Origin of the sequence: Leptospira paudalimensis (assembly GCF_026151345.1) — a bacterium.
In the GTDB taxonomy this organism is placed as follows: Bacteria; Spirochaetota; Leptospiria; order Leptospirales; family Leptospiraceae; genus Leptospira_A; species Leptospira_A paudalimensis.
The window spans coordinates 2,028,676-2,050,159 of sequence record NZ_JAMQPR010000001.1 but is presented as its reverse complement, the minus strand read 5'-3'; the positions used below and the strand labels follow the sequence as shown (position 1 = coordinate 2,050,159).

The following is a 21,484-nucleotide window of genomic DNA, read 5'->3' as shown; positions in this document are numbered from 1 at the left end:
TTTTAGGAAAAGGGCTTTCCTTGGTCAATGGAATCAGGATTTTTTTTCTGCAAAATTGAAATTTTTTCGAAAACCCTTCAATGTATGTTTTTTTTGTGGCAATCAAAGGATGAAAAGAAACTGTAGAGGACGATGAGCTCTCGCAAACCAGATTTTGGTCGTTTCCAACACTTGGAGAGTTTTATCCACCACTCGAAAGACGCCATTTGGTGTTACGAATTAGATATCCCCATGCCCATTTCTTTACCACTGGAAGAACAGATGGAATACATTTGGAACCATTCTGTGGTGCGCGAATGTAACCTGGCCATGGTTAAGTTGAATGGATTCCGAAGTTTGGAAGATGTGAATGGTAAATACCTCAAAGAAATTGTTTCCTTAACGAGTATCCATCTCCTCCGTAAGTTCATAGAGAATTCGTACCAATTAGAAGATTACGAATACACAGAAAATGCATCCATTTTGCCTCGTGTTTATCTCATCAATTCCCATGGGCAAGTTGTAGATGGGCATCTGGTTCGCATTTGGGGCCAACAAATTGAAATCTCCAACATTCGCGAGTCTGAGTCGAAACTTTCGGGACTTTTGCAGTTTTCCCAAATCGTGACTGAAGTTTCAAAAATGTTTGTACACACCAAAGCAGAATTTGTTTCCGATGCCATTCAGTTTGCCTTGGAGGAATTAGGAAAGTATTCAAAGGCAGACAGGGTGTTTGTTGCAGAGATATCTTCTGATAAACAATTTTTATCGGTTAGCCATGAATGGTTGTCTCTTGGTGTGCCCTCTCTTTTTGAGGTAGGAACAAAACTTCCCATTGCTAAAATGAATCCGGAAAGGTTAGGAGTTCTTGCTGGTGATGGCGTGATTTATATTCCTGATACAAGAGCACTTAGCGATGAACCTTGGCATTTACAATTATTCAAATCAGCAGAAGTTCGTTCCATTTTGGTAATTGGATTAAGGGATGAAGGGAATTTAATTGGAATCCTTGGAGTCACAACTTACCAAGCATTAGGTGATTGGACAAGTGAAACCAAGCAAATGTTAGGTTTAGTTGCAGGGTTTGTTTCACAAGGTTTGGTGCGTGCCAAAAACGAAATCAAACTGATGAAAAAGGAAAAAATTCTACAAAGATTTTATTCTGATGTAAAAGAAGACTTGGCACTTGCAAAACTCACCCAAGAAGCTTGGGTCGCAAAAGATTTTGGCACGATTCCCAATTTAAAAATTGAATCTAGGTTTTTACCGTATGATGAAATTGGGGGAGATTTAATTTTATATGAAAAACCAAAACCTGATTGTATTGATATATTTTTTGGAGACATCTCTGGGCATGGGATTTCCTCTGCTTTGGTTTCTGGTATCGCTGCTGTTTCGTTTAAAAAACATTCATTTGTGGAATCTTCACCAGCTGCCATTTTGGAAGCGATGCATATTGAACTCAAAACCATCATTTTTAAACACCATATCTCTGCATGTGTGATGCGGATTTATCCTTTAGAAAGAAGGATCGATTTTAGTTTTGCTGGCCATCCACCAGGAGTTTTTTGGAACCAAAAAGACCGTGTCATGAAATTTGTAAAAGATGAAATGTATCCGATTCTATTGCTTGATGATTGGAAAGGGAAAAACATTTCCAAAACTTTTGAAAAAGGCGATCGTCTTTTACTTTATTCCGATGGGATATATGAATTGGAAGAAGAAACAGGCGGTTACATTGGACTTGATGTATTTTTACAAGAACTCTCAGAAATGATTTCGGTTTCGGAAGATACTGATAGCCTCATCAAAAAGATGATTGCCAATTGCCTTGTGGAAAAGGAACGAATCATCCATGATGATATAGCCGTACTCTTTTTAGAATTTTAATTGGTTTGGTCGATGAGATCGAGAGCTTTTGCATCCGCTTCAGGATACTTTGCCAAATACTCAGATACAATTTTCTTTTTGCCATCCAAACGGTCTAAATGTGTTTCAATGATATGACCAAAATCTAATTTGCCAGTCACAATTTCATACCGTTCGGTTTCGATAGTTCCTAAATCCAAATCCACTGGCACTTCATTGGCTTTGTCCGCATATTCTTTTGCTTTTTCCCAATAGGGAATTGCTTCTTTGTAAAAACTCTCTGCCACTGTGAAACTTTCTTTTAATTCATGGGCAAAGTCTAGGTTGTAAAAGTAAACATGGCGTTTGTCAAATTTGGATCCAAGTCGCATATAGGATCTCATGATTTGGATATTAATATGCATAAACATCAAATTTCGATATTTATAGTATTCTTGTTCCGTTTTAGTTTCGCATAATGCGTGTTTTGGGTGGCGGAATCGTTTGCCTAAAGCGATTTTTAACCAATAGATATTTTTTCGTAGTTCATTATCATTATAATGTTGTTTGAGGTTGTACAATTCGTAAAAATCTTCTAGGTACTTTGGCTCCCATTTGTGTAATTTATACGGAACCCAGTCTGAAAATTTTGTGTAAGGTCCGTTTTTTTGGTATTCATAATTGTAATCGATGTCTGTTTCCCAGGCACCTAAAGAAAGGGAAAACAAGGAAATACAAACGATCCAAATGCTAAAAAATCCTTGTTTCATCAGGTTCAAATATCGGAGGATCGACCAGTTTCCATAAGGAAGAAGTGGTTTATTTCAAAGGTTGGACATCTGCAATCCACTGGTATCCAACCCCTCGGACATTACGAATGGAATCTTCCCCTAAGGCATCGCGCAACCGAACAATGGCATTATCAATGGTCCTTTCCGTAGGAAAACTGTCTTCACCCACGATGACATCAAGGATTTCAGAGCGACTAAATACTTTTGAGGGATCTCTCAGAAGTAAGCTTAGGAGGGAACAGTCACGTTTGGAAAGTAGGATGCTAGAACCATCCTTGTTTTTCACTAAAAAGGAATCCAAATGGATTTCTTTCGAATCCATCTGCCATTTTTGACCAAAATGGGGCCGTGTGAGGGAAACAACCCTTTCTAAGCGGATGAGAAATTCTTTTAAATGGAAAGGTTTGGGGATAAATTCGGCTGCTCCGAGTTCAAACCCACGGAGTCGTTCCTGGGCTCCTGCTTGAGCAGTTAAAAATAAAAAAGGAAGATCCTTTTCAAGGGAAACCATCTTTTCCGCGAGTTCAAATCCATTCCCATCTGGCAGGCGTAAGTCGAGGACAACTAAATCAAACAAATTCGGTGCAAAAAGAGTTTCTGCTTCCGAAACAGTTTTTGCCCATTTCACTTGGTAGTCATCTTGTTCTAATCTTTCTTTTAGAGTTTCTCCGAGCCCTTCATCGTCTTCCACAAGTAAAATCCTTGGTTTCATACGACCTCACTCACACAAAGTTTGACTTTAAAACCGTACGTACTGTCCGGAAATTCGATTTTGCCTTTCATCTTTTCGATTAATTTTTTCACGATATAAAGACCAATCCCACTCCCGCTAGTATTTGAATGGCGGAGAAAAGGTTGGGTGAGGTATTTTTTATTCCCCATAAAACCATTGCCATTATCTTCTAAAAGAAAACAAATTCGATCCTTTTCTTGGCCAATCTGAAGTTTGATTTGGTTTGCTTTTCCATGTCGTTTTGCATTTTCAGTCAGGTTTTTTAACATGGCAAAAAATGCTTTTTTATCAAGGTGAACTTTTTTTGTAAGGGGGATGGATACTTCCCAAACCAGATCTGGTTCATGGTGGGAATAAGAATCTTTGATTTCTTGTAAGGTTAACGTTTCTAAGTAAAGAGCTTCTCCTTGCATAAGACTTGCCAGATAAAAGGCATTTCCCATCTGGGATTCAATTCGAAGGTTTTCTTTCCAAATTTTTTCCAGTTTTCTTTTTAGTTCTAAGTCTTTTGTATCTTCCAATAGAACTTCAACTTGCAGTTGTAAGCTGGCAATTGGAGTTTTCATTTCATGGGTGACTGTAGAAAAAAAATCAGCAATGAGTTTCGAACGTTTGTGGTCTCTGTAGGATAAAACGGCGAGAGTCACACCACCAAGGGTTAACATAGATAGGAAAAATGATCCCTCTAGTTGTAACATCCGATTCACGCGGTTTAGTTCAAACTGTCTTTCTAAACTGACAGAAATTTCAGAAATGGTTTTGGCTTGGCGAAACCCTAAAATCCACCACCAGACTCCGAGTGACAGAGTGAGGGAGAGCCAGGCCAGGGAAAAAAACATACGAAATTGTGCTGATCCTCTCAATTTTGCCTCTTAAATCAAGATAAGGGTATGAGGAAGGACGACGAGCAAAAAAAGATGTTGTCACCTTGGCCCAACCCGAGAATTTATTTTTAAGGAGAACAACTTTGAACTTCGACGAAATCTCGAAACATCTTGGAAACGACGCGGAATCCCTCCTTGGATTCAAATCACCAAAAATCGCAAAAGAACTCATTCACGTACCTGGTAGCGACTGGGTAGACAGAATTTTTGCACCTACAGACAGGTCCATCCCTGTTCTCAGAAGCATTCAAACTTTACTCGGCCATGGCCGACTTGGTGGAACTGGATATGTATCCATCCTTCCTGTTGACCAAGGGATTGAACACTCCGCTGGTGCATCGTTTGCCAAAAACCCAATTTACTTCGATGGCGAAAATATCATCAAACTCGCAATAGAAGGCGGTTGTAATGGTGTGGCTACAACTTTAGGAGTGCTTGGTTCTGTGGCTCGTAAGTATGCTCACAAAATCCCTTTTATTTTAAAGATCAACCACAACGAACTTCTCACTTACCCAAACAAAAGTGAACAAATTTTGTTTGCGACTGTAAAACAAGCATATGACCAAGGTTGTGTTGCTATCGGTGCCACAATTTATTTTGGATCTGCTGATGCTGGTCGTGAAATTGTTGAAATTTCAAAAGTGTTCCAAATGGCACATGAACTTGGAATGGCTACGATCCTTTGGTGTTACATCAGAAACAATGCGTTCAAAAAAGACAAAGACTACCATGTTTCGGCTGACTTAACAGGACAAGCCAACCATTTGGGAGTAACCATCCAAGCGGATATCATCAAACAAAAGTTACCTGAAAACAATGGTGGTTATAATGTTCTCAACCAAGAGTCTTCTTACGGTAAAACTGATAAACGTATTTATTCTGATTTAACTTCTGAACATCCTATTGACCTCACACGTTACCAAGTTGCAAATTGTTACATGGGAAGAGCGGGACTCATTAACTCAGGTGGAGCATCAGGAGAAAATGACTTACAAGAAGCGTTAAAAACTGCGGTCATCAATAAACGTGCTGGTGGTATGGGACTCATTTCTGGTAGAAAAGCGTTCCAAAAACCGATGAAAGACGGTGTATCACTTTTACACGCGATCCAAGACGTTTATCTTTCAAAAGAAATCACTGTTGCTTAATGTAAATCATTGGGCACATTGACTCCAATCAAACAAAGAAGGGCAGGGGTACTTGTATCTCTGTCCTCAATTGTTTCTAGGCATTCATTCGAATGTGGAGACATCTATAGTTTATACCCACTTTGTGACTGGGCAAAGGACATTGGATTTAGTATCATCCAATTATTACCTCTTAATGATACAGGTTATGGTTATTCACCATATAGTGCCATTTCTGCTTTTGCAATTGATCCATTATACATTTCTTTGCACAAACTAGGTTTACCTAACAAATCACGTAAAAACCAAATCGTTACCTTACAAAACAATCCTACTAGGGTGCGTGAATTCAAAATAAAATACCTGAGAGAATTTTATCTTTCCCATCAAAAAGAAGCGATGAAAGATGCTCTTAACTTTTTAGAAAAACAACCTTGGTGTTATTCCTATGTTTCCTTTCGAGTATTGTATGAAACATACAAAGGTAAAAATTGGTGGGAATGGCCAAAAGAATTCCAAGATCCTTACAATGCAAAGGACAAAGTATTCACAGAACAAAGAGAAGAAGCATTGTTTTGGGTATATTTACAAAAAATCGCCTTTGATCAGTTAAATGCCGCCAAACTCCATTTAGAGGACAATGGGATTTATTTAAAAGGTGATATGCCAATCCTTACAGCTCGTAATTCCTGTGATGTTTGGGAACACCCTGAAAACTTTTTCTTGGATTTACAAGCAGGGGCTCCTCCTGATCATTTTTCACAAACGGGACAAACTTGGGGTTTCCCTGTTCTTAACTGGGAAGTGTTACAAAAAAGCCATTATAGTTGGTGGAAAGATCGTTTATTGTATTTAGAAAATTTTTTCCATTTGTATCGCATTGACCATGTGATAGGTATGTACCGTATTTGGGCCATTCCCAAAGAACACAAAAATGCATTAAAGGGATGGTTCCACCCACAATTTGGCATTGAGACCAGTGAATTTTTAAAAGTTGGCATCGATCCAAAAGAAATGGAATCCCGCGGACTGATCCATGAATTCAAACCCAATCACTATATTTTTTATTGGGACTTCTGGAAAGAGGAAGGTTACCAGTCACTCCCAGAAGATACCAAAGCTAATTTATTTCCTTTGTCCGAACTTCATATCAATGAAGAAGAAAAACATTGGAGAAAAGCAGGGGAAGATATCTTAGAAATTTTTGAATCCTTTTCTTCTATGGTACCATGTGCAGAGGATTTGGGTTCCGTTCCTACTTTCATTCGTGAATCCTTGTTTGAGCGCCAAATGATTGGGATTGATGTCGTCCGTTGGACAAAATCGTTTACTTCCGGGGAATACATCGAAGAGGACCACTACCGGGAAAATGCAATTTCTGTTTTATCGACACATGACACTAGTTTGGTGATGGAGTGGTGGAATCAGGAAGGGGATGTAGAGCCTAAACTTCAGTTTTTCTTTGACCGTTTGGGAAAACCAAGACCCGAATCAGAAGACCAAATCTTAGAAGGGTTACTCGATTTTGTGTTCCAAACCAAAAGTTTATTTAGCATCCAACTCTTTCAAGATCTGGCCCTTGGTGTTTCCGATGTTTTACAGAATCCTGAAAAACACAGAATCAATTACCCAGGAACACCTGATCATTCCAATTGGACCTACCGATTTCCGATTCTCATAGAAGACTATGCGGAAGACTTTAATCGCAATTTTACCTTACGCAAACTTGTCTATTCTTCCGGAAGAAATTAGAATTTTTTTAAATTTTGACAGAATCGTTCAAGTGGATTCTCACTTTGTTTGGTAAAGTAGAACTCTACTTTGGAGGTTCCCTTTGAGATTTGCAAAAGAAATGGCATTTTATTCTGCCTACCATCAAGAAAAACGGAATGTTTGGATTCACGTTTTAGGAGTGCCAACGATTACGTTTACTCTCTTCGTTGTACTCAGTCGATTTTCCCTATTTGAATACAATGGTTTTTCCGTAACTGCATCTCTCGTATTTACCTTGGGAGTTTTAGGGTATTATTATACCTTAGATGTTTTTTTTGCATTTATCGCAACTCTATTGTTTGGTGGATTATTTCTGGCTGCTGAATGGATCACAGTGCAACTCCCATCCCAAACTGCATGGACTATTTTTGGAATTGGGCAAGTGGTTGGTTGGGGATCCCAGTTTTATGGACATTTTATCTTTGAGAAAAGTAGGCCCGCACTATTCGACAATTTATTCCAAGCACTCGTCTCTGCACCACTCTTTGTCGTGGCAGATGTGTTCTTCGAATTAGGATATCGATCTGATTTAAAAAAAGCAGTGGAAGATGAACTAAAACAAAAAGGGGTTTGGAAAGACTTTAGCGTCCATAAAACAGCTTAAATCAAATTGACTATCTAAACATTTTAAATTTGGTCACAAAAACAAACTTGGTGTAAATGAGACCCTCCCAGAAACAGGGAGGGTTTCACACCAAACATCTTTTTAAAGGTTCGAGACAAATGAGCTTGGTCACTAAAACCCGCTGCATGTGATGCAGTTGTTAGGTTCTCTCCACTTTGTAATAACCTTGCGGCAATGTGCAATCGTTGCCATAGTAAATACTGCCGGAGTGGGATTCCCATATTCTCTTTGAACAAATGCATAAAACGATCTTTTGAGATTCCTGTTTCGTTTGAAAGAAAGGCTACATTGATTGGATTTGGAAGTGTTTGTTTAATTTTTCTAAGGGCAATGTCAATTCTTGGATCCCAAGATTTGTTTGATTTTTGGGAACCAAGTTCTTCCAATATTTGTTCATAAATCAATTTCGCTTTTGTGCAGTTTAAACCTCTGCCAAATAATGGTTCGGATAAGGATTGAATTCTCTCTATCGTCTCGGTTTCTAACAGAGTGTATGGGTCCTTCATTTCAATTTTTTTATATTCATCCGATTTTGGATCCAATTGGATCACTACGATTTCCGTATGATTTGCTTCTAAGCGATGGAAAAAATTGGGAGGGATGATGATTCCCTTTGTTTCTATGATTTGATTCTCTTTTGTGGTCAAACGAAATGGCAGTTGTTTGGAAACAAGAATGGAAACTGCATAATGGGAATGGGGTTCTGTGACAAGGCCTTGTGTGCCGAGGAGAATCCTTTCTCCGAAATAAAAAAGACTTCCTTTTCTTTCCTCATCCATATACTGAAAAAATCTTTCATATGGTTTCAAAAAAGGCAAGGATTATCAAATGAAACATTGGATTTTAGGTTTCCTAATTGTACTCACAAGTGGTTCACTCGTAGCAGTAGAACGAGGGGAAGTTTCGTTTGAATGGAAACAAATTGGAACGAAATATGAGTATGATCCTAATTTTAGTTTTCCTGATTCAGAATCTGTCGAATTGTTTGAATCCTTCTTGCCGATCAAATCCCAGCTTTATTTCCAAACCAAAAATAAAGAAAAAGAATACCACCTCTACCAATATGATTTACCAACTAAAAAAATAACCCCCATCTCTTGGGATAAGGGAAGGGTTCTTGGTTGGGCACTATGTAGTGACACTGTTTATATTCAAACCAAACAAAAGTTATTTGTTGTGTCGCAAGATTCATTTGAGATCAAAAATGAGTTCAACATTGCAAGTAAAACCAATGGGTGGAAGGATTTTGTCTGTCTAAAAGAGAAATTGGTACGGTTGGAAAAAGACCAATTAGAAGTTTATGATGTGAACTCTATGGAGAAAGTATCAGAACTTCAGTTACCAATGAAATCTGTTCAAAGGATTATCAAACGAAGTGATTCCGAAATCCTTTTAGTTTCTTCTTTTGCAGGGAATACCATTCAGGTGTTTTCTTTAGAGGAAGGTACAACAACAACAAAAGAATGGAAATTCCCAACAAACCATCGGGCCCTTTTTAAAATGGCTGTCCTTGGTTCTGATCGATTTTTAATTTTTGATCCAATTACCAAAATTTATGGGGAATGGTTTTTGTTTGATGAACATTTTTTTCCCATTGGAGATGGACTCTTCATTCGTTCCGACGAAAAAGCAGTTCGGTTTTCACCCATCAAATCGAATCTCGAATACCAATTGGATTTAACATCAATCTCAGACATCCCTGAATCCAATTTCCATGTAATCCTTCCAAAAAAAGATACATATTCCCAGAAGTTAAGAGAAGAAACCTTTTATTCACCGAGTACATTCAGTTTGGATGATTCAGGGAATCGTACTCTCACAGTGAAAGTCCCTCCGATGAAAGAAGGAGAGTCAAAAACCATAACTGTGTATCGAGGGAAACTCACTCGTTATAAAATCCATTGGAAACTTGGACCTGAGTTGATTGTCAATCGAGAAGAAAGTGAATCCAAACATCCAAACGAACTCCGAGATGATTGGTTTGTCAAACTTGAGGATCCGATTGTTGTCACAAAACGAAATGAATTGTTCCAAGAAAAAACTTCAATCAAAGAATTACTCATGGAAACATCCCAATATGTTTCCTCAATCCCTTATAAATCAGGTAAGTTTGAATCAGCACCGAATGTGATCCAAAAAAACAATGGTGGTTGTACGGAACATTCCTATGTCACCATGTCATTGTTACGTGGAAAAGGTATCCCTGCTAGGTTAGTATGGAATTATTTACCGACTGAATCTTCTGATGAAATGAGTTTTAATCATAAATTTGTAGAGGTATGGGTGAATGGTTACGGGTGGATTCCGATGGAACCACTTTCTCCACCAAAATCAAAACCAGGTGTGACTTATGCGAGGCATTTGGTATTTGCAGTTTTACCAACTCCAACACATCCAAAAATTTCAGGAGGGGATCGTTTGGTGCAACTGACAAAAGACCAACTTTCCTTGGGAAAAAAACTCAAAATGAAACTCACCATTTTGAAACAAGGAGAAGGAGTACAAGGGGAAGAATCTCTTGAAATCCAACCCAACCAGATGCGAAATCGAGCAATCCAGTCGGGTGAAGAACTTGTGGTTCCTTAAATTGGAAACAAATTTAACTTACTTTCGTAAAACAAAGTTTTCCCCATTTTTGGGTCCTGATTTACGGATAAAGAGGCGTTTTTCAACAGATACACCGAGTAACACTTGGTAGATGTCTGTGAGAATTGGCCTTGATGAATAATACCCATGGCCAAGTCCTCCGACTCCTAACACTGGGTCATCCACTTCGTTTACATTGATCACATCCACTCCAGAATATTTAAAACACATGCCAGCCCTTGGACCACCATTCACTTTTTGAGAGGCAACTAATGCATTGTCTCCTGGAGAACAATACAAGGTGATCCTTTCTGCAGTTTTGTTTAAATCAGATAAGATGAGTTCAAATTCATTTTTGTCGAAGTCAGGGGCATTGAGAATGAGTTCAGAGAGAAATTGTTTTTTCCCTGATTTAGAAAGGGAAGCAAGGGAAGGTAAAACGACTTGGTGACCCATACTATGAACCACCAAATGGATTTTTTTTCCTATCGAGGAAATGGAGTTTAGAAAATTAGCAAATGGTTCACGATTGATTTTTGCCTCGGTAAAGTTTAAATCATAGGTTGATTTCACCATCACTTGTCCCAGTAAACCAGCGTCAGCACCAGCAGGCCATGAAAACACAACCACTTCCCCTGGGAATTTGAGGTCATATTTCATTTGTCCAGCTCGTAACACTGCTTCATCAAAATTGACATTAAAGCCATGAACAAATACTAAAACTTCTTCACTGGCAGATGATTTTAATTTGGATAAAAATTCTCTGTCATCAGTGTTCACTCGGCCTTTGAATTGGAAAAATGTGTTTTTATCTTGGTCATTATCCAAGGAAATATCACCTATTATATGTTTTGCGGGAACGTTTACGATACAAATCCCAAAATGTGGGTTAATATCGGTAATGAAACCAAAACTATTCCCATCACAGCGATCTTTGGCTCCCATTTCCCTTCTTGTCGTAACAAAATGAACGTTAATAGTTTTTGTTTCATCAAAGGGATCAACCAATCGTTTGTTGATTTGTTCTCCAATTTTTGGTGTACAGGAAAAAATAAAAGATAAAGAAACTACCAAAAAAATCAAAATGGTTGTGGAAATTCTCTTTTGTATACCAAAGGATGTGATTACGAGATCACCTTTTTTGGAAGAGGATTGAAACTGGTTTGTTTTGATAGTTTTCATTTGTATGAAAATCCTTTGATGAGTTTTGTAGGATTGATGTTTTTCCCGTCTTTGATGACTTCAAAGTGTAAATGAGGACCAAAACAATACCCCGTACATCCCGAACGAGAAATGATTTTTCCAGCACTCACATAATCACCTTCTTTCACATAAAGTTTGGAATTGTGAGCATATAACGTTTGGTAGTTGTCGTCATGAGATAAGATGATGGCATTTCCATATCCACCCATCCAACCAGAGTAGGTGACTTTTCCTTTTCTTGCGGCATAGACGGATTCGTAATTGGCACGTAAGTCAAGTGCCATATGGAATTTATATTGTGGGTAGGAACGTGTGCCCCAACCAGAAGTGATGACTTTGGAAGACACTGGGATCCTCCAAACTGGGCCAGTATCTGGGATCACAGCACCTGGTAAAAATACCTTTTGTCCAGACTTAAATAAATCATAATCTTCTAATTGGTTTTCTGCATAAATATCATCAATTTTGACTTTATAATAGTCTGCTACTTTTGCCAGTGTATCCCCTTTTTTCAGTTTGTACATTAGGCCGTGTTTGTTTGGAATGTTTAGAATTTGACCAGCAATGAGAGATACTTCTGGATTGATGCCAGAACTTCCAGCAATGGATTCAACAGATACCTTAAACCGACGTGCAATATCAGATAAGGATTCATTTCTTTTGACTTTGTATTGAGTGACTTTTAGTTTTTTATTTTTGTTATCTGCGAGTTTGTCGAGTTCTGCTGAACGAAGGATCGCCATTTTTTTATCTTCGGTTTCTTGTAAGTATTTTTCGTCCGCTAGTTTTGCTTCCTTGTCTTTTGTATCATTTTCTTCTACCTCAGTGGACATACTGAGGAATTCTTTTTCCATCAAACTTTCTTCGTAAGTTTGTTTGTTGACAATGACGGAGAGTAAAAACGCAAATAAGAAAGAAACACCGAGTAGGGGTAATATACGATACCGTTTGCGGTTGAGATCAATAGTGCCGTGTAAAACACTCGATTGTGATTGTAGGTTATAAAAATACTTACCTGGGGAAACTTGGATGACGTTTATGTTTCCCCAACGTAACACATGCTTGCCGATCGTAGACTTTTCAGGTGAACGAAGTAGCATGTGTTAAATGGATTTTAGGTTAGTCCTTTGAATCTAAAGATTTGATTCCGCCAAAGGATTCTTCTACAATCTTACGAACGTCTTTTTTCTGTCCGCCAGTGATTGTGATATTTCCTTTTGCAACGACACCTTTTTGAAGTTCTAAATAAGGAGCAGTGATGTCACCTAACATACGTCCTGTCCCTTCTAATTTCACTTCGTTTTCGGCTTTGATATTGCCAATGAGGGTTCCGGAGACAATGACTTCTCTTGCACTGATATTGGTTTTGACCTTTCCAGTCTCTCCAATGACGAGAGCGTCTTCTGTTTTGATATCACCTTCGAATTTTCCATCGATTCTAAGTGAACCTGCGATATAAAATTTACCTTCAAATATCGACCCTGGTCCGATAACGCTGTTGATGGAATCCTTACCTATTGCCATTCCTGCTCCTTTTCCCCTTCTGTGAGAATCAAAATTTTCGGTCTATCTGACAAGCCTTTTTAGTAATCAATTTCCTCATCTCCGCTAAAGACTGAGTTTTTTCGTTTCGGAGGTTTGCCTTGTGTGGTTTTTTTCTCCACTTTGGTGTCTTGTTTTTTCTTCTCCACGACAATTTGGGTGGATTGTGGTTGTGGTTTAGATTCCACTACATTCCAGGCAGATCCATGGTCATTACAAACGTCTTTTGGAACCGTTTGGGGGATAAAGTATTCTTCCAGTAGGTCATGGCATTGGCCACCAGGGAGTTTCCCAGACATACGGCAGACAGTTCGCTTTGTGATTTTGACTTCAGCGAGCCAGGGGAATTCTTTGGCTGGTTCTTTTTCCAGGGCCCTTGCCATAAACCGTCCCCATACAGGAGCCGATAGTTTTCCACCAGTCATCCCTCGACCGAGTGAAATGGTTCCCACATCATAACCAAACCATACCGAGGTGACAAGTTCTGGGGTATAACCCACAAACCAAGCATCCCTAAAATTGTTTGTGGTCCCGGTTTTTCCATAGGCTTTTCTGCCAAGTCCATAGGAGAGGACACCTCGTCCTGTTCCTTCTTCCACAACATCTTTCATCATGGAAGTGATGAGAAAGGCAGCCTCTTTGGAAATGATTTGTTTTCGTTCCACATCTTCGTAGTCTTTGCGAAAGTCTTTAATGACTTTTCCTGCATTGTCTTCTACATACAAAACAGAGATGGGGTTCACAGTTTTCCCACCAGAGGCGAGGGCAGCATAAGCTCGTGTGAGTTCATAGGGAGTGAGTTCAAAGGATCCAAGGGAAACACTGAAGTTGTAAGGGATGTCCCTTCCTTGTAATTGTAATAAACCTCGGAGGCTATCCATCAAATTGGAAAGTCCCACTTGTTCTAATACCCGAACAGCAACTGAGTTTTTTGATTGTTCCAGAGCCTTTCGTAACAAAATAAACCCAGAGTATTCACTGCTGTAATTTTCGGGAGCCCACTCATCTCCATCTTCCATTAGGTATTGTAAGGGAGAATCGGCAAAGAGTGTAGCAGGTGTTACATTTTTTTCAGGGTCTGGGTTTTTTCCAGAATAGTCCATTGCTGCCGCATACAAGATTGGTTTAAAGGCGGAACCTGGTTGGCGAAAGGCTTGGAATGGACGGATTTGTTGGTTGTCAGAACGAAAACCTGATCCACCAACAAGGGCAGTGATGTAACCAGTCTCTGGGCGAATGGCAATGAGGGATCCTTCTACCGGGAGTAAATGGTCCTTTGTGCTTTGCGATGTGAAATTTTTGTCCAGGGTATCACCTAGATAGTCATCACCTACTAGTAAATTGAGGGCGTAAAATTCATCACGAATGTCCTCTTGGTAAGCAGAGGAAAAAGTACGTTCTATTTTCGAAATTTTAAATTTAAATTCAGGTAAGTCATACAAATCAGCGATTAAAGAATAGCCACTTCCATACAAATCATCAAAGGCATCAATGTTACGGAATGCACGTTGGTTGGATTCAATCGTTTGCCTTTGTAATGCAGGGAGAAGGGCTTTTTCTGCTTCTTCTTGGTGGCGGATTTGGATCGTGGAATATATTTTGAGTCCACCATTGTACAACCGACTGGAACCAATCGAACGAATTAGATTTTTACGGATGTATTCTGTGACATAGGGAAAACGGTTTAACCTGTCTGAAAATGCAGAATCATTGGGAGAACGATTGAGGTTTGTGTAATATTCTTCCAAACTCGCAAATTCTTTTTCGGCATCGGCAACAGTCATCCTTCCATTTTCAACTAGTTTGCGAAAGACAACTCTCACTTTGTTCATACTGGATACTGGGTTGACAATGGGGCTAAACTGAGTGGGTCTTGTGGTAAGGCTTGCCAGGATGGCAGCTTCACCCCAAGTTACATCTTGTACTTCTTTACGAAAATAAAACCTGGAAGCAGCACCTACACCAATGGTTCCATGCCCGAGTGGAATTTCGTTTAAATACACTTCCAGAATTTTGTCTTTTGGGTAAACAAGTTCGAGTAAAATGGCAAGCCAAGCCTCGCGTGCTTTTCTTGCGATGGAACGTTCAATGGATAAAAACTTAAGCCTTGCGACCTGTTGGGTGATGGTGGATGCACCTTCTTTCACACGACCCGCCATGAGGTTTACCACAAAAGCTCTGGCAATCCCTTTGAGATCTATCCCGTTGTGGGAATAAAACGAATTGTCCTCGGTGGATAAAAAACATTGGATCACTTTGTGACGGTTATCCGTCGAATAGTCAGTGGACTCTGGTTTTAGTTCTTCTAATTTGACAGGGATTCGAGAGAATTTATAGTATTCGGCAATGGGTTCGTATTCCCCTTTATCGTTTAGCCCGTATAAGGTGGAAGGGATATCGTAAACAGCAGCTTCATCGAGACGAAAAAAATCTTTAATGGAACCAGTGAGTAAAAAAACATTTAGAACCCCAAAACCCAAAATGGCAAGGAAGGTGTTCTTAACTTTTTTGTCTCCTGTCCAAATCCTTTCTGTAACGATTCGAAACCAAATGATAAAATACTTTTCAAAGAGCCCAACGGGTTCTTGTTTCATACAATTTCCTTTTTCAAATTCCCACTATACGAGTGGGGAAAATTCCTTCATGTGATCAATTCCGTGGTATCGAAGGCCAGTATCTAAATTATAACCACCTAGTGAATCCAGAATCTTAGAACGGCTCTCAGGTGAAAAACTATATTCATAGGCTCTGGTTAAAATTTCCTTACTTGCTTGGCTTGCTTGGTTCAGTAAATCAATGAATGAATCGTTGAACTTACGATTGGGATCAGCTGGGTAAAACCATTCTCTTTTTTCGTCGTTCATGATCTTCGGATTGATCGCCTCAATTGTTGGTAACATCAGAACAGAGGCATTGTATTTATGGAAGGTAAGTGCATCCACTACACTCACAAGTCCTCGCATAAAAGCACTACGTGAATCAAGTGTGGAAGTGAAACGGTAAAATCCAAGATAGGATTCATTTAAGATGTCCCCTGGGATGATTTTTTTTTCAGACCCAATGTAAGAAGTTTGGAATTCTTTTGGAAACGTTTCTTTTAAGGACTGTAACCAAAAGTTCCAAAGGACTGGGTCCATTTTGTTTTTGATTCCAACGGTTCGGTGGCGGATGTCAATGTATTGTGGAAAATCATATTCCCTTGCACTCATTCCCCAACGGTGGTTGATGAGTAAGGTATCCAAACCAAATTCCACTTTCATATGGTTTACTTGGGCTTGGTAGGAAATCTTCTTATCGTTGTTATAGTAATCACCAGAAATGTAAAAGATATAAGGATGGGTTTGGATATCCACAACACAATGGCAGATATAACCAAGCGTAAAGGCAAGGAACCTGTCCCGGTACAAACCCATTTCCGTGTCATACACTTGGTCAAGGAAACTTAAGATGAGTTCTGCCACATTGTGGTGGTGAGCCAGGTCTCCAAAAAACGCAGCTTTTTTTGTACGTTTGGGTTGTAAGACATGGTAGAAATAAAAGATATCTGGGGCAACGGCACCTAAGTTGGCGTACGATGCCACATCAGGCCTCGAGAGTAAATTGGCAATTTTCCTTTGAGTGGCATTGCCATGTTCCAAGTGTTTTTTCACTTGGGAGAGTGCTTCAATATGTGTGATCTTTCCTGCCATTTTCTACTTTTTTGACTTTATGGATTGGAACCTATTGAAAGGTTTATCTTAAATCCTATGACATCAATCGAAAAACTAAAGTTTTTGAAAGAAGACCAAGTGCGAACTTTGGCAAAAGAATTTGGTACCCCTCTCTTTGTCTATTCTGAGAAAGAAATTGAACAAAAATGCGATGACACATTGGCATTTCCGAATGCATTCGGATTACAAGTCCGTTATGCCATGAAGGCAAATCCCAATTCCAATATCTTACAAATCATGAAAAAAAAAGGCATCCTCATTGATGCTTCCTCAGAACATGAAGTGGTACGTGCCCTCCATTTTGGTTTTTCTCCAGAGTCCATCATGCTCACTTCCCAAGAATTTCCAAAAGCTTTTGCAGAACTCATCGGCAAGGGTGTGAAGTTCAATGCCTGTTCACTCCGCCAATTGGAACTTTTTGGCCAAACCTTCCCGGGAAAATCGGTATCCATTCGTTTTAACCCAGGACTTGGATCTGGTCATACCAAAAAAACTGATGTGGGTGGAGTTACTTCTTCCTTTGGAATATGGCATGAAAAACTGGATGAAGTCAAAACAATCGTAAACAAATACAACCTCATCGTTGAAAAAGTCCATACACATATTGGATCAGGAAGTGATCCTGAAGTTTGGAAAGCTGTTGCCAAGTATACACTTGAATATGCAGAGAGTTTCCCATCTGTCACTGTAGTAAGCCTTGGTGGTGGATACAAAGTTGGACGCATGGAAGATGAAAAAACAACCGACTTACAAAAGATAGGTGCTCCTGTTAAAATCCAATTTGAAGAATTTGCCGAAAAACATGGTAGAAAACTGATATTAGAAATAGAACCAGGCACTTATCTCATAGCACTTTGTGGGGCACTTCTCACCACTGTGGATGACAAAGTTGACACAGGAAAAAATGGATTCCAGTTTTTAAAATTGGATACTGGTATGGATTCTAATACACGGCCGTCACTCTATGGTGCACGCCATCCCCTCATTACTGTCAAAAAAGATGGTGGAACACCTCAGTCTAACAAAGAATATGTTGTCGTTGGCCATTGTTGTGAATCTGGAGATGTTTTCACTCAAAAAGAAGGTGGAGAACCGATCACAAGGCTTATGGGTGAGGCAGAAATTGGTGATTATGTAGTGATGGAGGCAATTGGTGCGTATTGTTCCAGTATGTCTACGAAGAACTACAATAGTTTTCCTGAGACACAAGAAGTGTTGATCCGAAAAGATGGAACACCAAAACTCATCCGTAAAAGAGAACCTGTATTGGAAATTTTCCGAAACGAAATACTAGTGGTGGAATGAACAATTTATATGCGATCCTGCTTGCCGGTGGAACGGGGAGCAGGATGGGATCTGATGTTCCTAAACAATTTTTAAAACTAAGGGGTGAATCACTCCTTAGGCATTCGGTCAAACGATTCCAACGGTTTGGACTCTTAAAATCCATTACTATTGTGTCCCATCCCGATTGGGTTTTGGAGACCGAAAAAGAATTAGAAGATTTACTCGCACCTAACGACTGCATAGTTGAAGGAGGAGAAACTAGGCACCTTTCCACTTTAAATGGAATTCACTCCATTTCGTACGATGAGAAAGATATATTCTTTATCCATGATGTTGCTCGTCCCAATTTCAAACAAAACGAACTTTACCAATTAGTAGAACAAACAAAAATCTTCGGTGGGGCATCCTTAGTTTGTCCTGTTACAGAAAGCCTTGTGCGAGTGAAACTACACCAAAACTATTCACAGGAACCATTAAAACGAGAAGAAGTGTATGCTGTGAAAACTCCTCAAGCTGTGGCTGGCTTTATGCTAAAAGAACTATTCCTGGATTTGTTGCCAGACAATTCCAAACACCACCCAACAGATTTATGCACTTGGATGGGAGAACGAAGGGTAGGGATTGTCGAAACTGATTTTCACAATACCAAAGTGACAAGCCCAGGTGATTTGGTCCTTGCAGATTCCCTCTACATAAACGACTAACAATTACCTACTGTGGAATAATTTAAACCTTTGTTTCCATATCCAAACTCGGAAGAGGTTTTTGTTTTCGATGGAATCAATCTGAATCCCAAAACCTTTTGGTTTTCCATATTTCCCTTGGGGATTAGACCACCTAACAACACCACCCACAGCGATTTCCCCAGAACGGGTTTGTATCTTCACTCGACAATAGTCAGATGCAGAAAACACAACTTCCGATTCGATGTACAAACCTTCTAACGAAACATTGAGTAGGGTTCCATTGTATGTTTTGTCTTCAGATTGGAAAAATTGAACCGGGTTAGAAACAGGGTAACGAGGAGCAAAAACACGGTGTAAAAACGAATCGTAAATTTGTTTTTCTTCTTTCTGTGCGATTAGAAATTGTAATTGAACACCCGCAATTTCTGTTCCGTCCGATTCTTTATCGATACGAACTACCTTTCCTTGAACTGAAATCGAAGCTGGTTCTCTATTTTCCTTTTCTAACTTTAAGAGAAGGTTAATCGGATCCCCTGGGTTTAAAAAATGATGTTTGGTTAATGGAAGTAATACGCCATTTTTAGAAATATTGATGGTGAGGCCATCACCCTCTCTCTCTCCATCTGCATTGGTCCAATGGAAAGGGATGGGATGAGTTTCTCGGTATTTGATGCGCCATCCTCTTCTTGTGGTGCTTAAGTAGGGAGCTGCAATTTCCCTTCTCAAAAAATAAAAGGCAATCGCAAGAAGAACCGATGTGATTCCCAGATTCCAAACAATGTCATCAGTTTTGATTCGAATACCTGCAAGGAAGAATTTTTTCCCAAGAGAAACTGATAGAACCATCCAAAAATTATAAGTGAGGATGAGGAAGGTAAAACAAAGGAAGAGGTAATAACCAAATTTTTTTTTGGTGATGAGACCATAGGCGATGATGGCACTTAAAAACGAAAAAACATACTGCCATGGTTGGATCCGAGTGAGGATCATACCCACATGATCGAAGTCCAAATCATAAAGGGATGCAATGGCAAAAAATATAACAAATGGTACGGCAAAAAAACCAAGAGTTACAAGTAAAACTGGAATAGGGTAATTGAAGAACCGAAATGTCACCCGAAAATAAAACTGTTTTTTTAGCGTTTAGTCAACTTATTTTTGAAGTTTGGAATTTGAAACAGGAGAACTTAGTTCTTTAGTTCTCCTTGGATACACCTTCCACCTGTTCAGAATCTTGTGTGTTGTCCTCAGTCTTTGTGACAGATTCTGTGTTCGTTGTTTCTCCCTCTTTTTGGTGGATTCCATTGATTAGAATATGCAATTCTTTTTGTTTTTCGGAGATAGAATCTTCTACGGCTGTTAGTCGATTGATGATACTGTGAAGAATCACTGATAAAAACCCAGGGCTTTCTTTTCCCATTCCCATAAAAATATCTTTTGTGATGATTCCTACTTTTGTATCCTCTGCTGCTGCTACAATGGATGCGGCTCTTGGAGAAGGGAATACAAGTGCCATCTCGCCAAAAAATTCTCCAGGTTTGATATCTCTTACATATTGTTCTTCGCCAGTAGCCTTCCGTTTGTACACCTGTAACAATCCAGAAAAAACAAAATACATCTTACCATTACATTCTTCCCCTTCAGAAAATACTTTTGTTCCTTGGGCAAAATGGTCGATGCGCACTTCAGTGATGTATTTACGGAGGTGTTCTACATTCATTTGGTTTCGTCCTTTTGGATTTCTTCGATCATTTTGTCGAGTTCAGCGAGTCTCGCTTCTGCACGATGGAGTTTTTCGACTGTACTTTTGGTAAGTTGGAATAAAAAATGAGTATTGATACGAGCCAGTTTTTCGAACTGGTCATCACGTAAAATGCCAACCCTTGCATTGGCAGATACCACACTAATTGTCATGGCTCTTGGCCTTCTTGTAATGAGAGAAAGTTCGCCAAAAAATTCACCAGGCCCAAGCCCTTTGATCACTTCTTGTGAACCATCTGGCATCCGTTTGGTGACAGCGAACATACCACTCATGATACAATACATACTTCCGTCATGAGCATCTCCTTCCCGAAAGATAACATCGCCCCTTAGATACACTTGTGTGGAGATGTTTTGCATAAATTCAAGTATGTTCATCGGACTTATCCTATAGGTATCTGACAGTACTATAAAATTCCAAAACAAAGGCAAGTGAATCACAAAATCTCACTAGACAGAATTCCCTAGTACAAAAACCTGCTTATACAACCACAATGCGGGCGTGGCGAAATTGGCAGACGCACCAGATTTAGGTTCTGGCGCCGTGAGGCGTGGGGGTTCAAGTCCCTCCGCCCGCAAAACAAAGATCTCTAATTCATCCCAAACATTCAAACTGATCAACAACCCTGGAGGGGCTTGAACAGTGACGCGACCAGAAATTGTGACGACCCATAGGGAGTCATAGTTTCTGTAAGTTTGCCAGGAAGGCAAACGTCGAGCGGAGCCGTGCCTCGAAGCGTAGCAAACACACGAAGTGTTTGCAGCGGAGAGGTCAAGTCCCGAAGCATAATTTCATAAGGAACAAACATTGCAGACAATCATGCCAGGAAGGCAAACGTCGAGCGGAGCCGTGCCTCGAAGCGTAGCAAACACACGAAGTGTTTGCAGCGGAGAGGTCAAGTCCCGAAGCATAATTTCATAAGGAACAAACATTGCAGACAATCATGCA

At 39.6% G+C, this 21,484-nt stretch carries 19 protein-coding genes and 1 tRNA gene; 8 read left to right on the top strand and 12 right to left on the bottom strand.

Annotation, left to right across the window (positions count from 1 at the left end; translation table 11 throughout):
• The first annotated feature begins 132 nt into the window (after positions 1-132).
• Positions 133-1,869: a GAF domain-containing SpoIIE family protein phosphatase gene (locus ND855_RS09585; RefSeq protein ID WP_265358159.1), complete on the top strand. Its 1,737-nt coding sequence runs from the start codon at positions 133-135 to the stop codon at positions 1,867-1,869.
• Here ND855_RS09585 and ND855_RS09580 read toward each other — a convergent pair.
• The 3 genes from ND855_RS09580 to ND855_RS09570 are packed head-to-tail and all read right to left on the bottom strand — an operon-like array spanning position 1,866 to position 4,190.
• Positions 1,866-2,597 carry a hypothetical protein gene (locus ND855_RS09580; protein ID WP_265358158.1) on the bottom strand — a complete coding sequence of 244 codons (732 nt, stop codon included), beginning with the start codon at positions 2,595-2,597 and terminating at the stop codon, positions 1,866-1,868. The genes ND855_RS09585 and ND855_RS09580 overlap by 4 nt on opposite strands.
• A gap of 49 nt (positions 2,598-2,646) precedes the next feature.
• Positions 2,647-3,330 carry a response regulator transcription factor gene (locus ND855_RS09575; protein WP_265358157.1) on the bottom strand — a complete coding sequence of 228 codons (684 nt, stop codon included), beginning with the start codon at positions 3,328-3,330 and terminating at the stop codon, positions 2,647-2,649.
• A complete protein-coding gene (locus ND855_RS09570) occupies positions 3,327-4,190 on the bottom strand; it encodes a sensor histidine kinase (protein ID WP_265358156.1) in 864 nt (287 codons plus the stop codon). The genes ND855_RS09575 and ND855_RS09570 overlap by 4 nt, the downstream gene beginning before the upstream one ends.
• A gap of 128 nt (positions 4,191-4,318) precedes the next feature.
• Here ND855_RS09570 and ND855_RS09565 point away from each other — a divergent pair, with 128 nt between their 5' ends.
• From ND855_RS09565 to ND855_RS09555, 3 genes are all read left to right on the top strand, one after another.
• Positions 4,319-5,383 carry a class I fructose-bisphosphate aldolase gene (locus ND855_RS09565; protein ID WP_265358155.1) on the top strand — a complete coding sequence of 355 codons (1,065 nt, stop codon included), beginning with the start codon at positions 4,319-4,321 and terminating at the stop codon, positions 5,381-5,383.
• Between the two features lie 18 nt (positions 5,384-5,401).
• On the top strand, positions 5,402-7,114 hold the full coding sequence (locus ND855_RS09560) for a 4-alpha-glucanotransferase (protein WP_265358154.1): 1,713 nt from the start codon (positions 5,402-5,404) through the stop codon (positions 7,112-7,114).
• An 82-nt stretch (positions 7,115-7,196) separates the two neighbouring features.
• Complete coding sequence (locus ND855_RS09555) at positions 7,197-7,739, top strand: Mpo1 family 2-hydroxy fatty acid dioxygenase (RefSeq protein ID WP_265358153.1); 543 nt, start codon at positions 7,197-7,199, stop codon at positions 7,737-7,739.
• Positions 7,740-7,762: 23 nt separating this feature from the next.
• Here the strand turns inward: ND855_RS09555 and ND855_RS09550 are convergent, their stop codons facing one another.
• The gene (locus ND855_RS09550; protein ID WP_265358152.1) at positions 7,763-8,539 is read right to left on the bottom strand and encodes a helix-turn-helix transcriptional regulator; all 777 of its coding nucleotides are present in this window, start codon (positions 8,537-8,539) and stop codon (positions 7,763-7,765) included.
• Between the two features lie 49 nt (positions 8,540-8,588).
• On the opposite strand from ND855_RS09550, the gene ND855_RS09545 reads away from it, so the two are divergent.
• Positions 8,589-10,346, top strand: coding sequence for a transglutaminase-like domain-containing protein (locus ND855_RS09545; RefSeq protein WP_265358151.1), 1,758 nt, complete (start codon positions 8,589-8,591; stop codon positions 10,344-10,346).
• Positions 10,347-10,364: 18 nt separating this feature from the next.
• Here the strand turns inward: ND855_RS09545 and ND855_RS09540 are convergent, their stop codons facing one another.
• The 5 genes from ND855_RS09540 to ND855_RS09520 are packed head-to-tail and all read right to left on the bottom strand — an operon-like array spanning position 10,365 to position 16,780.
• Positions 10,365-11,528: an alpha/beta hydrolase gene (locus ND855_RS09540; RefSeq protein WP_265358150.1), complete on the bottom strand. Its 1,164-nt coding sequence runs from the start codon at positions 11,526-11,528 to the stop codon at positions 10,365-10,367.
• Positions 11,525-12,649 (bottom strand): peptidoglycan DD-metalloendopeptidase family protein, encoded by a 1,125-nt coding sequence (locus ND855_RS09535; RefSeq protein WP_407658710.1) that lies wholly within the window; start codon positions 12,647-12,649, stop codon positions 11,525-11,527. The genes ND855_RS09540 and ND855_RS09535 overlap by 4 nt, the downstream gene beginning before the upstream one ends.
• A 19-nt stretch (positions 12,650-12,668) precedes the next feature.
• A complete protein-coding gene (locus tag ND855_RS09530; protein WP_012388418.1) occupies positions 12,669-13,073 on the bottom strand; it encodes a bactofilin family protein in 405 nt (134 codons plus the stop codon).
• Positions 13,074-13,132: 59 nt separating this feature from the next.
• The gene (locus ND855_RS09525; RefSeq protein WP_265358149.1) at positions 13,133-15,685 is read right to left on the bottom strand and encodes a penicillin-binding protein 1A; all 2,553 of its coding nucleotides are present in this window, start codon (positions 15,683-15,685) and stop codon (positions 13,133-13,135) included.
• Positions 15,686-15,709: 24 nt separating this feature from the next.
• A complete protein-coding gene (locus tag ND855_RS09520; protein WP_265358148.1) occupies positions 15,710-16,780 on the bottom strand; it encodes a zinc dependent phospholipase C family protein in 1,071 nt (356 codons plus the stop codon).
• A 57-nt stretch (positions 16,781-16,837) separates the two neighbouring features.
• Between ND855_RS09520 and ND855_RS09515 the strand changes: the two genes are divergently transcribed.
• Together ND855_RS09515 and ND855_RS09510 are read left to right on the top strand one after the other, a co-directional pair.
• The gene (locus ND855_RS09515; RefSeq protein ID WP_265358147.1) at positions 16,838-18,106 is read left to right on the top strand and encodes a diaminopimelate decarboxylase; all 1,269 of its coding nucleotides are present in this window, start codon (positions 16,838-16,840) and stop codon (positions 18,104-18,106) included.
• Positions 18,103-18,792, top strand: coding sequence for an IspD/TarI family cytidylyltransferase (locus ND855_RS09510; protein WP_265358146.1), 690 nt, complete (start codon positions 18,103-18,105; stop codon positions 18,790-18,792). The genes ND855_RS09515 and ND855_RS09510 overlap by 4 nt, the downstream gene beginning before the upstream one ends.
• Before the next feature lie 3 nt (positions 18,793-18,795).
• Here the strand turns inward: ND855_RS09510 and ND855_RS09505 are convergent, their stop codons facing one another.
• The 3 genes from ND855_RS09505 to ND855_RS09495 all read right to left on the bottom strand — a co-directional run bounded on the left by ND855_RS09505 (position 18,796) and on the right by ND855_RS09495 (position 20,913).
• Positions 18,796-19,890, bottom strand: a complete 1,095-nt coding sequence (locus ND855_RS09505; protein WP_265358145.1) for a PilZ domain-containing protein — start codon at positions 19,888-19,890, stop codon at positions 18,796-18,798.
• Between the two features lie 79 nt (positions 19,891-19,969).
• On the bottom strand, positions 19,970-20,494 hold the full coding sequence (locus ND855_RS09500; protein WP_265358144.1) for a Crp/Fnr family transcriptional regulator: 525 nt from the start codon (positions 20,492-20,494) through the stop codon (positions 19,970-19,972).
• The gene (locus tag ND855_RS09495) at positions 20,491-20,913 is read right to left on the bottom strand and encodes a cyclic nucleotide-binding domain-containing protein (RefSeq protein ID WP_265358143.1); all 423 of its coding nucleotides are present in this window, start codon (positions 20,911-20,913) and stop codon (positions 20,491-20,493) included. Before ND855_RS09495 ends, ND855_RS09500 begins: the two co-directional genes overlap by 4 nt.
• 118 nt (positions 20,914-21,031) lie before the next feature.
• On the opposite strand from ND855_RS09495, the gene ND855_RS09490 reads away from it, so the two are divergent.
• Positions 21,032-21,113: transfer RNA gene (locus ND855_RS09490), tRNA-Leu, on the top strand.
• Positions 21,114-21,484 lie beyond the last annotated feature (371 nt).

Coding starts and splice junctions, on each gene's coding strand:
- ND855_RS09570 (WP_265358156.1), bottom strand. CDS start 4,190: ATGTTTTTTTCCCTGGCCTGGCTCTCCCTCACTCTGTCACTCGGAGTC.
- ND855_RS09540 (WP_265358150.1), bottom strand. CDS start 11,528: ATGAAAACTATCAAAACAAACCAGTTTCAATCCTCTTCCAAAAAAGGT.
- ND855_RS09535 (WP_407658710.1), bottom strand. CDS start 12,649: ATGCTACTTCGTTCACCTGAAAAGTCTACGATCGGCAAGCATGTGTTA.
- ND855_RS09580 (WP_265358158.1), bottom strand. CDS start 2,597: ATGAAACAAGGATTTTTTAGCATTTGGATCGTTTGTATTTCCTTGTTT.
- ND855_RS09510 (WP_265358146.1), top strand. CDS start 18,103: ATGAACAATTTATATGCGATCCTGCTTGCCGGTGGAACGGGGAGCAGG.
- ND855_RS09550 (WP_265358152.1), bottom strand. CDS start 8,539: ATGGATGAGGAAAGAAAAGGAAGTCTTTTTTATTTCGGAGAAAGGATT.
- ND855_RS09575 (WP_265358157.1), bottom strand. CDS start 3,330: ATGAAACCAAGGATTTTACTTGTGGAAGACGATGAAGGGCTCGGAGAA.
- ND855_RS09530 (WP_012388418.1), bottom strand. CDS start 13,073: ATGGCAATAGGTAAGGATTCCATCAACAGCGTTATCGGACCAGGGTCG.
- ND855_RS09500 (WP_265358144.1), bottom strand. CDS start 20,494: ATGAATGTAGAACACCTCCGTAAATACATCACTGAAGTGCGCATCGAC.
- ND855_RS09495 (WP_265358143.1), bottom strand. CDS start 20,913: ATGAACATACTTGAATTTATGCAAAACATCTCCACACAAGTGTATCTA.
- ND855_RS09585 (WP_265358159.1), top strand. CDS start 133: ATGAGCTCTCGCAAACCAGATTTTGGTCGTTTCCAACACTTGGAGAGT.
- ND855_RS09520 (WP_265358148.1), bottom strand. CDS start 16,780: ATGGCAGGAAAGATCACACATATTGAAGCACTCTCCCAAGTGAAAAAA.
- ND855_RS09515 (WP_265358147.1), top strand. CDS start 16,838: ATGACATCAATCGAAAAACTAAAGTTTTTGAAAGAAGACCAAGTGCGA.
- ND855_RS09525 (WP_265358149.1), bottom strand. CDS start 15,685: ATGAAACAAGAACCCGTTGGGCTCTTTGAAAAGTATTTTATCATTTGG.
- ND855_RS09545 (WP_265358151.1), top strand. CDS start 8,589: ATGAAACATTGGATTTTAGGTTTCCTAATTGTACTCACAAGTGGTTCA.